Annotated in this window: 13 protein-coding genes; 2 read left to right on the top strand and 11 right to left on the bottom strand. The window is 47.6% G+C overall.

Annotation, left to right across the window (positions count from 1 at the left end; genetic code table 11):
* Window positions 1–137 precede the first annotated feature (137 nt).
* The 5 genes from FHS60_RS03280 to FHS60_RS03260 form a co-directional block, all read right to left on the bottom strand.
* A complete protein-coding gene (locus FHS60_RS03280) occupies window positions 138–1373 on the bottom strand; it encodes an FtsX-like permease family protein (protein WP_183694921.1) in 1236 nt (411 codons plus the stop codon).
* Between the two features lie 12 nt (window positions 1374–1385).
* Window positions 1386–1724, bottom strand: a complete 339-nt coding sequence (rbfA, locus tag FHS60_RS03275; protein ID WP_009347810.1) for a 30S ribosome-binding factor RbfA — start codon at window positions 1722–1724, stop codon at window positions 1386–1388.
* A 7-nt stretch (window positions 1725–1731) separates the two neighbouring features.
* The gene (locus FHS60_RS03270; protein WP_183695143.1) at window positions 1732–2379 is read right to left on the bottom strand and encodes an O-methyltransferase; all 648 of its coding nucleotides are present in this window, start codon (window positions 2377–2379) and stop codon (window positions 1732–1734) included.
* Between the two features lie 132 nt (window positions 2380–2511).
* The gene (pyk, locus tag FHS60_RS03265) at window positions 2512–3957 is read right to left on the bottom strand and encodes a pyruvate kinase (protein ID WP_183694919.1); all 1446 of its coding nucleotides are present in this window, start codon (window positions 3955–3957) and stop codon (window positions 2512–2514) included.
* Between the two features lie 30 nt (window positions 3958–3987).
* Window positions 3988–4410, bottom strand: a complete 423-nt coding sequence (locus FHS60_RS03260; RefSeq protein WP_183694917.1) for a type II 3-dehydroquinate dehydratase — start codon at window positions 4408–4410, stop codon at window positions 3988–3990.
* A gap of 98 nt (window positions 4411–4508) precedes the next feature.
* Here FHS60_RS03260 and xerD point away from each other — a divergent pair, with 98 nt between their 5' ends.
* Both xerD and FHS60_RS03250 read left to right on the top strand, forming a co-directional pair.
* Complete coding sequence (gene xerD / locus FHS60_RS03255; RefSeq protein WP_183694915.1) at window positions 4509–5405, top strand: site-specific tyrosine recombinase XerD; 897 nt, start codon at window positions 4509–4511, stop codon at window positions 5403–5405.
* 541 nt (window positions 5406–5946) lie between these two features.
* Entirely contained in the window at window positions 5947–6483 is a 537-nt protein-coding gene (locus FHS60_RS03250; RefSeq protein WP_183694913.1) for an RNA methyltransferase, read from the top strand.
* Between the two features lie 579 nt (window positions 6484–7062).
* Here FHS60_RS03250 and FHS60_RS03245 read toward each other — a convergent pair.
* The 6 genes from FHS60_RS03245 to FHS60_RS03220 all read right to left on the bottom strand — a co-directional run bounded on the left by FHS60_RS03245 (window position 7063) and on the right by FHS60_RS03220 (window position 12915).
* Window positions 7063–7482 (bottom strand): SufE family protein, encoded by a 420-nt coding sequence (locus FHS60_RS03245; protein WP_183694911.1) that lies wholly within the window; start codon window positions 7480–7482, stop codon window positions 7063–7065.
* A 38-nt stretch (window positions 7483–7520) separates the two neighbouring features.
* On the bottom strand, window positions 7521–8504 hold the full coding sequence (locus FHS60_RS03240) for a M28 family peptidase (RefSeq protein WP_183694909.1): 984 nt from the start codon (window positions 8502–8504) through the stop codon (window positions 7521–7523).
* 118 nt (window positions 8505–8622) lie between these two features.
* Window positions 8623–10371 carry a gamma-glutamyl-gamma-aminobutyrate hydrolase family protein gene (locus FHS60_RS03235; protein ID WP_183694906.1) on the bottom strand — a complete coding sequence of 583 codons (1749 nt, stop codon included), beginning with the start codon at window positions 10369–10371 and terminating at the stop codon, window positions 8623–8625.
* Window positions 10372–10523: 152 nt separating this feature from the next.
* Window positions 10524–10811: a DUF4491 family protein gene (locus tag FHS60_RS03230; protein WP_009347798.1), complete on the bottom strand. Its 288-nt coding sequence runs from the start codon at window positions 10809–10811 to the stop codon at window positions 10524–10526.
* A gap of 10 nt (window positions 10812–10821) precedes the next feature.
* Window positions 10822–11361 carry an Lrp/AsnC ligand binding domain-containing protein gene (locus FHS60_RS03225; protein WP_183694902.1) on the bottom strand — a complete coding sequence of 180 codons (540 nt, stop codon included), beginning with the start codon at window positions 11359–11361 and terminating at the stop codon, window positions 10822–10824.
* Between the two features lie 252 nt (window positions 11362–11613).
* Entirely contained in the window at window positions 11614–12915 is a 1302-nt protein-coding gene (locus FHS60_RS03220) for a Na+/H+ antiporter NhaC family protein (RefSeq protein ID WP_183694899.1), read from the bottom strand.
* Window positions 12916–13343 lie beyond the last annotated feature (428 nt).

Below are 13343 nucleotides of genomic sequence, written 5' to 3'. Positions count from 1 at the left end.
TGTGACAACGTGACAACAAAAAATAAGTTTTTGCTGGTAGGAGTAGATATACATACTAAGTGCGCAGCAAAGACAAGTGCTTATATTCAAAAATATGGGGAGTTAGACAATAGGATTCAATAAGTCTAAACGTTGGCTTATGCTTGCGAATCCATGCTTTTGCGGCTCAGATAGTTCACCGGATACCACACGCTGAGGAAACCAACAATGATGACGGTGAAGAAGATTATCACGATGTCGAGCACATGAACGCTGATGGGATACGCATCCACGATAAAGTTGCCGCCGCCTGTTGGCTCGAGCTTTAGCAGCCCGAACTGCTGCTGCAAAAGGCATAAAATGAGACCGAGAACAATGCCAATAATCGCTCCCATAAAGGAAATGAGCCAGCCCTCAAAGAGAAAAATGTGCACTATCTGTTTATTGGTAGCTCCGAGGTGACGAAGCGTGGATATGTCCTTTGTTTTGTCAATAATTAGCATCGAAACGCTACCTATGATATTGAAGCAAGCCACGAGGACTATGAAGGTGAGAAAAGCAAAGGCGAAGAGTTTTTCTATCTGCATCACGTTGAACGTTTCCTCGTGTTGCTCATAGCGATCGAGCACTCTGAATCGTGGCCCTGCCAATTGTTGCAATTCCTTTTTAGCCACTTGTTCGTCAACGCCATCTTTGAGTTTGAGTTCTAACTTAGTGATGCAGCCTTCTTGATTATAAAGCCCTTGAACAAAGGGGAGAGAACAAAGCATGAGATTATCGTCATACTTCTGCTGATGAACCTGAAAACAGATTCCTGAAGCCGTCAAATCATCAACATTGATGTTTTCTATCGGATTAGCCAGATTGATTTGCTCGCCCTTTTTGGGCACACAGATTTGCAGCGTCCCGAAATTCAAACCTCCCATTTGCAGAGCGAGATTATAACCTGGGATACCGTAATTCAAATTGCCACGATGGAGCGAATACTGCCCTTGTCCGTAAAGAATATTCTTGATTTCGGACGTCTTTGTGAAATTGTCGTCCACGCCTTTTAGCGTGATCACCAAAGGGCGCCCTTTGAAAAGTATGAGGGCGTTGTCCTCATAGCTGTTTGTGGCCGCTGCCACTTTGCTATTGCGCCTCACAGCCACCAGCGAGGGATCGTCTTCTGCCATTACCTTACCCTGCGTTGGAACCAATTCCAGCTGCGGATCGAAGGCAGTGAAAAGATTCCCAATGAGGTCTTGAAAACCATTGAAGCCAGACATAACGCAAACCATGGCAAGTGTAGCCAGTGCTACCCCTACCACGGAGATGCCGCTAATAAGGTTAATAACGTTGTGCTGCTTCTTAGAAAAAAGATAGCGGCGCGCAATGTAGAATGGAAACGACATGGGTGTCGCTACTTACTTGTTGCCCAAAAGTTCATCAATGTGCTCGATGTAGTCGAGGGTATCATCTTTGAAGAACTTTAGTTCGGGGATGATTCGGAGCTGATGTCTCACGCGCTGTCCGAGGTCGTAGCGAATACTGCGAACGTTGTCGTTGAGATTTTTTACTATCTCATCGGCCTTTTCTGAAGGAAAAACACTGACATAAACGTTGCACACGCTGAGATCTGGGCTTACGCGCACATTACTTACACTCACAAGCACGCCTCGCATAGCTTGAGTTTGGCGTTGAAACATTTCGCCGAGCTCTTTCTGTATCAGGCGGTCTATTTTCTGTTGACGGGTAGTTTCCATATTGGTCTTATTTTTTACGAATCATAGTAAGTCCGTCGCGCAGCGGGAGAATAATTTTCTCCACACGGCTGTCCTGCACCACATAATCATTGAAATCTTTAATAGCCTTTGTCTGCACATCGTCATCATAAGCTGGATCGATAACGTGATTATCCCAGAGCGTATTATCCGCCAGAATCACGCCGCCCGGATTGAGACGCGGAAAGACAAGGTCGTAGTAGGCGCGGTAGTCCCTTTTGTTGGCATCGATAAAAACGAGGTCGAAACGAATGTCCATATCGGGGAGCAACTTTAGAACGTCGCCAATAATCATTTCTATATCGGCCGGATAGGGAGAATTATCAAACCACGGCTTGGTAAAGTCCTCCTGCTCATCATTCACCTCGAAAGTATAGATCTTAGTACCTTTTTCCATCCCCGAAGCCAGACACAGAGCGGAATAGCCAGAGTAAGTGCCGATTTCGAGTACGGTCTGGGGGCGCACCATTTGTGCAATCATGCGCAGGAGTATTCCCTGCATGTGTCCGCTGGCCATGCGCGGCCGCACGAGCTGTGTGTTGGTGGCTCGATAAAGGCGGTGCATGTATTCATCCTCCGGAGTGCAGTGGGATTCCAAGTAGTCGTACAGCCGCTCTACGCTGTCAGTTTCTGCCAGCGGTATTTGCGTTGCTCCGTTTGTGTGATGATGTTGCACGATTGAGTTATTTCTTACTACACACGAGTTGTAAGTTACGAGATACAAGCTCCGAAAAAATAGGCCTATACCTCGCCACTCATTCCTCAAATGTTAGTTTCTATACACTTCCTTCTCTTCTTCGTCCAACAGGTTGCGCACGATGTTCATCTCCATAAAACTTGTGCTTTGTTCTTTGCAGTGAGAACCAAGATAACAAATGCGGTCCTCATAATGGAGCAATCCTTCAGCAATCAGTTTCTTCAACGCCACAAGAAGGAAGGCGTGACCGAAGGTATTCATGGGCAGATAGATGGGATAAACACCGAAACTCAGTGCCAAATGGCGCACTGTCTTGGGCTTATAGCAAAGGGCAAACACCGTATTGCGACCACGGAAGGAAGAAACGTAGCGCGCTGTGCGACCCGTGAAACTATCCATGATAATACCATGGAGCTGCATAGTCTTAGTGGCCATCACTGCTTCTTTGGCGAAAAATTCTGTCACAGTAGGATACTGAGAGAGAGGTACATCGATGTCGGCCGTCACTCCATCCAGATTGTCGACTTCTGCCTGGCGTGCCACGGTAGACATAACGTGGACAGCCTCAACTGGGTAGTCGCCGTAAGCAGTCTCACCGCTCAGCATGACAGCATCAGCGCGACTGTAAACAGCATTGGCAATGTCGGTCACTTCTGTACGTGTGGGGCGCGGGTTGCGAATCATGCTCTGCAGCATCTGCGTAGCCACGATAACGGGCTTATGGGCGCGGATGCAGGCTGCAATTATGCGGCGCTGAATGCCAGGGATGTATTCTTGCGGCACTTCAATACCCAAATCACCACGAGCCACCATCACGCCGTCGGCTACTTCCAAAATTTCTTCTATATTGTCTACGCCCTCTTGGTTCTCAATTTTGGCGATGATTTTTATATCGCTCTTCTTCTCTTCGAGTATCTTGCGAATTTCCAGGATGTCTTCTTTCGAACGCACAAAGCTGTGGGCGATGAAATCAACATCGTAGTCGATAGCAAAGAGTATGTTGTTGTGGTCCTTCTCCGTCAGAGCGGGCAGGTTGATACGCACACCCGGCACATTGACACTCTTGCGCGCTCCCAGCGTGGCTTCGTTCTCCACGGTACAAGTCACACAATCAGCGTTCTTTTCTGTAACGCGCAGTCCGAGGTCACCATCGTCAATCAATATTTGCGAACCCACAGCCACATCCCGCACAAATTCGGGGTAGCTTACGCAGATGCGCTCCTTCGTGGTCTTCTCCCCCGGCAGTCCAGCAATCTTCACTGTTTCGCCAGCTTTGAATGTGATAGGGGCGTCACAAACCGTTGTGCGCACTTCAGGTCCTTTCGTATCCACCAGCAGAGCGATGTGGCTAGAAACCTCGCGCACATTATCAATTACGCGTTTCATACCTTCCGGCCCTTGGTGAGCCGTGTTCAGGCGTACTACGTTCATGCCTTCATCATAGAGTTTCTGTATCAGCGATACATCGCAACGTGCGTCACTAATGGTAGCAACAATCTTGGTCTTCTTGTATTTCATCTTCCTTATCTTGTTTTTTCTGAAACAAATTTAATCTTTTAGCAGAGCCTCGATACCTAAGCGGTAACTATGAAGGCCGAAGCCAGCAATAATACCTTTACAGGTTGCACTAATCATGGAGCGGTGGCGATACTCTTCGCGCTGGTACACATTGGAGATATGCACCTCCACAACGGGACATGCCAGCGAACGGATGCAATCTCCCAACGCGATACTCGTATGCGTATAGGCACCCGCATTGAGAACCACGCCGTTTGTGCCGTCTCTGAGAGTGGCTTGCAGGCGATCAATCATGAGGCCTTCTATATTGCTTTGGAAATACTCCAGCTCAACTTCGGGGTAAAGCTTTCGAAGTTCAGCCACATAGGTTTCCATCGTTCCCGTGCCGTATATGCTCGGTTCGCGCTGTCCCAACAGGTTGAGATTCGGACCATTCATAATCAGTATTTTCATAGGCCTATATATTATTAGACTGCAAAGTTACTTCATTTTTTTCGCTTTGCCGCACGATTTATCCGTATCTTTGCCGCCTATCAACGTTCTTTTCATTCATGAATAGTATTCTGAAAAAATACAAGAGCTATATAACGCTCGAACAAGGACTTTCTAACAACACGCGCGAGGCTTATCTCCACGACGTAGAGAAACTCCTTACTTATTTTGAGGATGAAAAGATTGATTTTCTCAAGGTTGAACTCGACCATTTCCATTCTTTTGCAGCGGCCCTTATGGATGTCGGCATTGGCGAACGTTCCATTGCGCGGATTCTTTCAGGTGTTCGCTCGTTCTATAAATTTCTCGTTCTCGATGGCTATTTGGAACAAGACCCTACGGAACTTCTCGAATCGCCAAAGATAGGAAAACACTTGCCCGAGGTGCTTAGCGTGGAGGAGATCGATGCTATCCAAGGAGCCATCAATGTGAATACGCCCGAAGGTCAGCGCGACCGCGCAGCCATTGAGGTACTCTACTCCTGCGGCTTGCGTGTGAGCGAGCTTTGCAACCTCCTACTCTCCGATCTCTACCTCGACGAGGGATTTTTGCGCGTCACGGGAAAGGGCAACAAGCAGCGGTTAGTGCCCATCTCTGAACGAGCCATTCGCGAACTAAAGGCGTGGTTCACTTTCCGCAAATTCATCGACATCAAACCTGGCGAAGAAGATTACGTCTTTATCAGTGCGGCGCGCAAGAAGCATCTGTCGCGCATCACTGTATTCCACAACATCAAGGTCTACGCCGAACAAGCGGGCATACAAAAGACCATCTCTCCCCACACCTTCCGACACAGCTTTGCCACCCACCTGCTGGAAGGCGGAGCCAACCTGCGCGCCATTCAGACCATGCTGGGACACGAAAGCATCAGTACAACCGAAATCTATACCCACATTGATCGCCGCTTTCTTCGGGATCAGATTCTGCAACACTTTCCGAGAAATCAGAAGAATTGATTTCTCGTTTTCCACCATCCACCACGCAAAACATTTTCTATATATTCTTTTTTCTTTTTTTATTCTTAGAAAAAGAAAAGAAAGTTATGTTGATGATAATTGCCTGTGGAAACGGTGGATAAGTTTTTTGTATAAAATTTGGAAATTATGTAATCCACAGAGAAAGCTTACTTTTCCACGCCGATATCCACACCTGAAAACAAACTATAAGTATCTGTTCTTAAATAGTTACAATCTTTTTTATAGAGGGTTTTACACAGCCTGTGGATAAGTTTTGAACGGCTGAAAAAAGGTCTTTTATAGTGGTCAATTTCCGTTGGAAAAGCTGCGTAAAATAGGAGTAAAACAGTGGTATATAGTGGAAAACTGTCAATAGCTTTAACTCTTCTGTCAGCAGTAGGTTATTAGCCGTGTTTCCACCAGTTTTCAACGGCTTTTCCACTACTTATCAACAGGAATAACTTAACTTTGCAGCCAAAAATTGGGGCATCTATCGACGGGCAGAATAGTTCGCCGCATGGCCCTCTTAAAGATAGAAATCATGCACAAACTGAGAGTGGAAGAAATGGGGCGTTTGGAAGTGGCCGAGTTTAAGGTGGCCGAGAAATTGCCCGTAGTGATGGTGCTCGACAATATTCGGAGTCTTCACAATGTGGGGAGTGTTTTTCGGACGGCCGATGCTTTCCGCTTGCAGCGCGTTTGTCTTTGTGGCATCACGGGATGTCCTCCTCAGCAGGAGATACATAAGACGGCACTCGGGGCAGAAGACAGTGTGGACTGGCAGTATTATTCCACAACGGAAGAGGCCTTGGCAACATTGCGTGCTGAAGGTTACACCATCTACAGCATCGAGCAGGTGGAGGGAAGCCTCAAGCTCGACGAAATCTCCTTGCCGTCCAACGGCCGTTATGCTTTGGTGATGGGCAATGAGGTGAAAGGCGTCCAGCAGCAAGTGGTAGATGCTTCGGATGCTTGTATTGAAATTCCGCAGTTCGGCACTAAGCATTCGCTCAACGTGAGCGTTACCGCCGGCATCGTGATGTGGGAATTTGCCCGACAATTGGGCTTTACGAAATAGTTGAGGAGAGGAAGAGCAGCAGCCTTCTTTATCCGACTGGTCCGACTGGTCTGACGAGTCGGAGAATTTAAAAAAATCCCCTCTCTCTTCTGATTTCGAATAAATAGTTTCTGTCCTTTTTCTTGTCAATTGAGTTTTTCAATATAGCAAGCTTATTGCATCACGCAATAAGCTTGTTTTCTTCTAAAATAAGCCTATTCGTCATTTTCCTTATTGCGTTGGCGGATACAATAAGGAAGTCAGCTGACAGCCTTATTGTATTTTCAAATATCTTTATTCTATCTGCGGTGGTTTCTATATTCTTCATCCCTGTTATCCTTATTCTGTTTGTCAGAATAAAGCAAAAAATGAAAATTTCGGCATAAAACTATCCTTCCAATAAGGAAGGCGAACGCTCCATAGTTGCGTTGTTTCGGTCGGATAATTCTGAGTTGTATTTCGCGCGATTCTCAGCCGCATAGAATGCGAAAAGAGTTTACAAGAAAGGAGTTGTACTTCATAGTATCCCGTGTGTCGATTTTTCGAACGAATACAATGAAGGCTCACCTTGTTTTGTGATGGGGTGAGCCTTCTGTGGTGTTATCCTTTTGCCTTGTAGGCCAAGGCATAGAAGTTGATTTGTTTGATCATGGCCAGCAAACCATTGGAGCGCGTAGGCGAGAGATGCTCGCGCAAGCCAATGTCGTCGATGAAATGGAGTTTGGCATCGAGAATCTCCTGCGGCGTGTGGTCGTTGATAACGCGGATGAGAAGCGCTATAATGCCTTTCACAATCAGCGCATCGCTCTCAGCGCGGAAGTGCAGGCGACCGTCTTGTTCGTTGCACACAATCCATACGCGGCTTTGGCAACCATCGATGAGGTTACTCTCGTTTTTCTCTTCAGCAGGCAGAGGGGTTTGTTCCTCCCCCATGTCGATGAGCAACTGGTAGCGATCCATCCAGTCGTCCATTTCGCTGAACTCTTCAATAATTTCTTGCTGTGATTCTTCTATTGTCATTGTTTCTGAAGTTACGATGATTGATAAATAAAAGCTTTTTATTTTTCTTCAAAAAGCGTTTGTATGAGCGTTTGTCCTACGGCTTTGAGCGTCTCACGAGAGATGTTCTGCGGCGTGTCTATGGTGGTGTGCCAGGTGCGGGAGAAACCGTTGCCGTTGTCGGAGATGATGTCGATTGTGGGGATATTTGCAATACTATTCATGGGGATGTGGTCGTCAGTGACTGCCGTTCCGTCTTGCTGCAAAAAGTAGTTGTCAGCCCCCACGCTTTGTGCCGCGCTCCACACCTTTGCTACAACGTTTTGCGCATACTGCATGCTGTAGTATTCAAACTTAAATTGTGCATCGTCGCCGCCTACCATATCGAGGAGAATGCCGTAGCGCGGTTTGTAGTCCTTAGGTAAGTTGTTGGCCCAATACTGACTGCCGAGGCACCAATCGTTCTCGTCGTTGGTTTGTGGACCCCAGTAGGGAGCACCATAATCTTCTGAATCGAAACATACGAAGTCGACACCAACAGATGGGTTGAGCTGCTGAATCTGACGTGCCAATTCCATCATAACAGCCACACCGCTCGCGCCATCATTGGCGGCCATAACGGGCTCACGATGCTTTGAAGAATCAGGATCAGCATCGGCCCAGGGACGACTATCCCAATGGGAACAAATCACAATGCGCTCACGGAGTTCGGGCTTGTAGCTGGCAGTGATATTATTACACTGGAGCATTTTTCCGTCCCATCCTTTGACAGTCGTTTTCTGTTCGTTGACGGTCAGTCCGAATCGCTTGAAAACATTGACGATGTAATCAGCACAACGGTCGTGGGCTTCGCTATTTGGGACACGCGCGCCGAAAGCACATTGATCCACGATATACTGATAGGCACTGTCGGCGTTGAATTGCACTTGTGCCAGTTCAGCGTCGGGTTTTACCGCATCGGGTTCTTGCTTGCTTTTACAACTTGTCAGACCTACCAGTCCGACGACTAAAGCTGTTGTGAGGAATTTGAAAGAAAGTATCATGTAGATATAAGTTATTAAAAAATCCCTTTATCTTCTCCATAAATAGTTAGGTTCTGTCAGCTCCGATGAGCCATATCCGAACGTTTCTCTTTATGAAGGAGATAAAGGGGACTTTTGTTTAGTATTTTTTCTGCCACTGGCTCATCACTCGGAGGAAGTTGCCGCCCCATATCTTGCGGAGCTGTGAGTTTGTGAAGCCTTCGTTGATGAGTCGGCGGGTGAGGTTGAGCATTTCAGCCTCTGAAGCCAAGCCTGGAACGCCTCCGTCGCCATCGAAGTCGCTTCCGATGCCAACGTGGTCAATGCCAGCCACGTCTATCATATGGAGCAGGTGGGCTACAACGTCGCTAATTGTGGCTTGACCGTCTTCGCGGAGGAATCCGTGGTAGAAGGTGACTTGCGCAACGCCTCCCTTGTCGGCCAAAGCCCGCAGCTGCTCGTCCGTGAGGTTACGCGGATGATTGCAAAGGGCGCGGCTCGATGAATGGGAGCAGACGGGCGGCAACTGACTATAGGATAAGACGTCGTAGAAACTCTTTTCTCCAGCGTGCGAAAGGTCTACCATCATGCCCACGCGGTTCATTTCGTCGACAACCTGCTTGCCGAAATCGCTCAAGCCGTTGTGTTCGTTGTTAGAACGGGATGCGGCATCGCAGATGTCGTTATCTCCGTTGTGGCAAAGGGTCATATAGACCACTCCCTCATTGCGAAAGCGCGCTATGTTTGTCAAATCGCGGCCTATAGCGTAGCCGTTCTCAATTCCGAGGAAGATAGCTTTCCGTCCCATAGATTTGAGGCGGTGGGCATCCTTCGGAGTGTAGGCTATCTCGGCTCCGCGCACGCTTCTTACCATATCTTTGATTTCTTGCAATATGCGCTGCGCTTTGCAGGTGGCTGCTTCGAGCTCGCTTGTGCTGCGCCCTTCTTGTTTTAGATAAGCCACCATGACGACAGAGTCAATCATGCCTTCGTGTAGCTTATGGAGATCGACGAGCACCTTTGGGTCACGGTGGTCGAAGTTGACGCCTTGCTCGAAAAACATAGGGGTGTCGGTGTGCGAGTCAAGGGTAAGAATCTGTTGGTGTACTTTGCGGGCGCGGCGGAAGGACTCAGCCTGCGTCATCAGCCAGCGGAAGAGCGGCAGCATAGTTTCGTCGCCGTTCTGAATAAAGCATTCGGGATGCCATTGTACACCTATGATACTTTTCTCCTCGTTGCTTTCCACGGCTTCTACTACGCCGTCGGCACTGCGAGCCACTACGCGGAGATGAGGTCCTGCTTCGTTGACGGCTTGGTGGTGGAAACTGTTCACCGCAAAGCGCGAACCCAACAGGCTGCTTATGGTGCTGTCCGTTTCTGCCTCAACAAAATGTGTGGGCAAGTATCGTGGCGCGTCCTGGGAGTGCTTCAAGAGTGGAGCATCAGGTAGGGCCGCACGAATATCTTGATGAAGGCTGCCACCCAGTGCGACTGCAAGCACCTGCATACCGCGACAAATGCCCAGCATCGGTATTTGGCGGTCGAACGCAAACCGAGTGAGCAACAATTCGAAGCGGTCGCGTTGCGGATTGATACTATGTAATTCGGGGATAGGATCAGTGTCCAGATAAAGCGGATTGATGTCGGAACCACCACTTAAGAGAATTCCGTCGACACGATCAAGTAGCGTGAGAATTTCTGCAATGTTTTGCGTAGGAGGTAGGACAACTGGAATAGCACCTGCCGCCTCCAAACTCTTATAATATCCTTCGCCGAGCGTACAACCATTTTCACCGAAATTTCCCGTAATTCCGATGATGGGCCGAGCTTGGTGGTTGGGGTAGTGATTAGTTACGCTGTCGTAATCTAAGTTGATGTTGAAGGACATGATTATATATGTGTATGAGTTGTAGGCTTCTCGCTTTCTGTATCTTTTGTTGGCAACGGTTTGCCAAGCAGATGCTGATTGCGGGGTGGGATGTAGTGAATGTCAGAAAAGAAAGACTGATGAATGAGAACCTTGGGCTCTCATTCATCAGCTTAGTATTTTCGTTTAGGATTCTTCGGGAACCAGCCTTTCTTAACGCGTTCTTTCTGCTCAAAGAGTTCCAGAATGGACCAAAGCAGAGAGAAACCAGTGATTGCGGAGAGGCAACTCCAGAAAGTACTCTCAATGAAGAGTGCGCTTATCATGCCAGCGAGTCCGAGCAGGAGAAAAATCCACCAAGGGCGTGTACCGAAATAGTACTCTGTCTTGATGACCACTGGGTGAAAGGAGCCGATAATCAGAAAGGTACAAAATCCTATCAGGATACCTTCGAAGTACATAGCCCTTTATTTAATCGATGTCTTCCGTATCCGCAACATCGACTTTCTTGCGGGGAGTGCGAGGTTTGCGAGGTTTCTTGTCCACAATGTTTATTGTAGGGATAGGTATCTCACGGCTGATGGTTTGTTCGAGGCTGATGAGAGTCTCCGTAGAGATTACGCCGGGGATTTCCTGAATCTTATGGTTGAGTAGCTCCATGAGATGCTCATTGTCGTGGCTATAAAGTTTCACCAGCATAGTGTAGTTGCCCGTTGTGAAGTGACACTCCACGATTTCAGGTATCTTGTCGAGTTTTGTGGCTACATCTCTGTACATCGAACCGCGCTCTAAGCGAATACCAACATAAGTGCAGGTACTGTAGCCTATGGCCTTTGGATTTACATTATAACCAGAACCAACGATAATACCAGCTTCGATGAGGCGCTGTACGCGTTGATGAATGGCAGCTCTGGAAACTCCACAAACAGCTGCAACGTCCTTGAAAGGAACTCGGGCATTCTCAGTAATAACACCTAAGATATGCAGGTCTAGATTATCTATCTTCTCCATTTATTATAGAATATTTTTTTATGTGTCCTTAATCAGATAGCAAAGTTAACGTTTTTCTGATGGATATAATAATATAAATGTAGAGAAAATTAGTGGAAATTTTATCTTTTGTCTGTTTTTTTTATTGGGGAAGTAAGGAAACTGTATGGAAAATAGCAGAAAGAACATTTTTTCCTTGATTTTATCTTCCGAAAGTACAGTTTTCTTACTTCCTATCTTTGGTTTGAGAACACGCCTTTTTATGCTATCGACCTACTTATTCCTTCTCACCGCGATGCTCATAAGCATGACGAAAGCCAGGATATAGGGATAGAAGAGGAAAGGCATGATGCTCGTGGGCGCAAGCGATGCTAAACCGCCGGCCATAAGGAGTTGCGCACCATAGGGTATGATGCCTTGAACAACACATGAGAAGGTGTCGAGAATACTTGCCGCGCGGCGCGGATCAACTCCAAAGCGCTGACTGATGGCTTTGGCCAACGGACCAACGGAAAGGATGGCCACGGTATTGTTAGCCGTGCAGAGATTGGTGAGACTAACAAGGGTGGCAATGCCCAGTTCGCCGCCGCGCACAGTCTTCACTTGTCGCGTCAGGTTATGGATCAACCAAGTGATACCTCCGCCTGCACGAATCACGGCAAGTAGGCCGCCCGCCATCATAGATATAAGTATCAGTTCGCTCATACCGCCAATGCCATCGCAGATCGAGGAAAGCCAGCCAGCAACATCATAGCTGCCTGCCCAAATGCCAATGATACCCGTGAGCAGAATACCGCCCGTGAGCACTATCAGCACGTTGAGCCCCAGAATGGCTGTGATGATGACCACCACATAGGGCAGAATCTTCCAATAGTCCACCGCGCCCACGGCGATATGACTCGTAGTGCCCCACCCTAAGTACATATAGAGCACAAAAGTGAGGAGAGCGGCAGGCAGAGCTACGGCAAAGTTGGTTCGGAACTTATCGCTCATTTTTACCCCCTGCGTGCGGGTGGCCACCACAGTGGTGTCGCTGATGAAACTAAGGTTGTCGCCAAAGAAAGCACCGCCCACGCAGCTGGCCACCATCATAGGCTCTGTCAGCCCTGATGGACCGGCCATTCCGACGGCGATAGGCACGAGGGCAACAATTGTCCCAACGCTTGTGCCTATACTCATCGAGATAAAGCATGAAGCTAAGAAAAGTCCGGGAAGGAGCATCGACGGCGGCAATAATTGCATACACAGATTCACAGTAGCGTCCACTGCCCCCATCTGTCGCGCCGTGGCGGCGAAAGCACCTGCTAAAACAAAGATCCATATCATCAGAAGCAGGTTGTCCTGCCCAGCGCCCCTGCTGTATATAGTCAGACGCTCCTCAAAGGGCGTGTGGCGCAGCGTGAAAAGGGAGAAGACGGACGTAGTGATGAAAACGATGAGCAGGGGCACTTTGGAAAAGCCTCCGCAAATGAAAGATAGGAGTACAAACATTCCTACCATGAACAACATAGGGCTGAGTGCCAACGGCCCATTCTTTTTTCTCTTTGTGTGCTTACTATTGAGCGGGAAAAGCATAAATAAATTTTGTAAAGTGGCACAAAATTACAGATAAATAAAGATTTGCCAAAATATAATCGTAGTTATCCTGTAAAATAAGAAAATTGTTCTAATCTACATCTCCTTTCTCTGATTTCTTATCTTTATGCTGCTTAACCGCCTTATTATTTTACAAACCCATTTCTCCTTTTAGCGCGAGAAAAGAGTGGAGCGGCCAAAATTTTTCTTTGTCGGAGGATTTTGCAGGATAGTTTTGGGTGAGATTTTCCGGTTTTGGTAGTTTTTCACCTCAAAAACTGCACTTTTTTTCATTTTTCTGCTCGTTTGCGGCCTTATCCTGCCCGTCAGTTTCCTTATTGTGTCGGCTGGCTTCCTTATTCTGTCAGCCGACATCCTTATTGTATCCGTTGACGCAATAAGGAAACCGATGATCAGGAGGATTGGAT

It is taken from the genome of Alloprevotella rava, assembly GCF_014195585.1.
Lineage (GTDB): Bacteria > Bacteroidota > Bacteroidia > Bacteroidales > Bacteroidaceae > Alloprevotella > Alloprevotella rava.
The sequence above is the reverse complement of the archived record's forward strand: the minus strand, read 5'-3'. Positions and strand labels throughout refer to the sequence as shown.

Coding starts and splice junctions, on each gene's coding strand:
- FHS60_RS03230 (WP_009347798.1), bottom strand. CDS start 10,811: ATGTACTTCGAAGGTATCCTGATAGGATTTTGTACCTTTCTGATTATC.
- FHS60_RS03250 (WP_183694913.1), top strand. CDS start 5,947: ATGCACAAACTGAGAGTGGAAGAAATGGGGCGTTTGGAAGTGGCCGAG.
- rbfA (WP_009347810.1), bottom strand. CDS start 1,724: ATGGAAACTACCCGTCAACAGAAAATAGACCGCCTGATACAGAAAGAG.
- pyk (WP_183694919.1), bottom strand. CDS start 3,957: ATGAAATACAAGAAGACCAAGATTGTTGCTACCATTAGTGACGCACGT.
- FHS60_RS03220 (WP_183694899.1), bottom strand. CDS start 12,915: ATGCTTTTCCCGCTCAATAGTAAGCACACAAAGAGAAAAAAGAATGGG.
- FHS60_RS03240 (WP_183694909.1), bottom strand. CDS start 8,504: ATGATACTTTCTTTCAAATTCCTCACAACAGCTTTAGTCGTCGGACTG.
- FHS60_RS03235 (WP_183694906.1), bottom strand. CDS start 10,371: ATGTCCTTCAACATCAACTTAGATTACGACAGCGTAACTAATCACTAC.
- xerD (WP_183694915.1), top strand. CDS start 4,509: ATGAATAGTATTCTGAAAAAATACAAGAGCTATATAACGCTCGAACAA.
- FHS60_RS03260 (WP_183694917.1), bottom strand. CDS start 4,410: ATGAAAATACTGATTATGAATGGTCCGAATCTCAACCTGTTGGGACAG.
- FHS60_RS03225 (WP_183694902.1), bottom strand. CDS start 11,361: ATGGAGAAGATAGATAATCTAGACCTGCATATCTTAGGTGTTATTACT.
- FHS60_RS03245 (WP_183694911.1), bottom strand. CDS start 7,482: ATGACAATAGAAGAATCACAGCAAGAAATTATTGAAGAGTTCAGCGAA.
- FHS60_RS03280 (WP_183694921.1), bottom strand. CDS start 1,373: ATGTCGTTTCCATTCTACATTGCGCGCCGCTATCTTTTTTCTAAGAAG.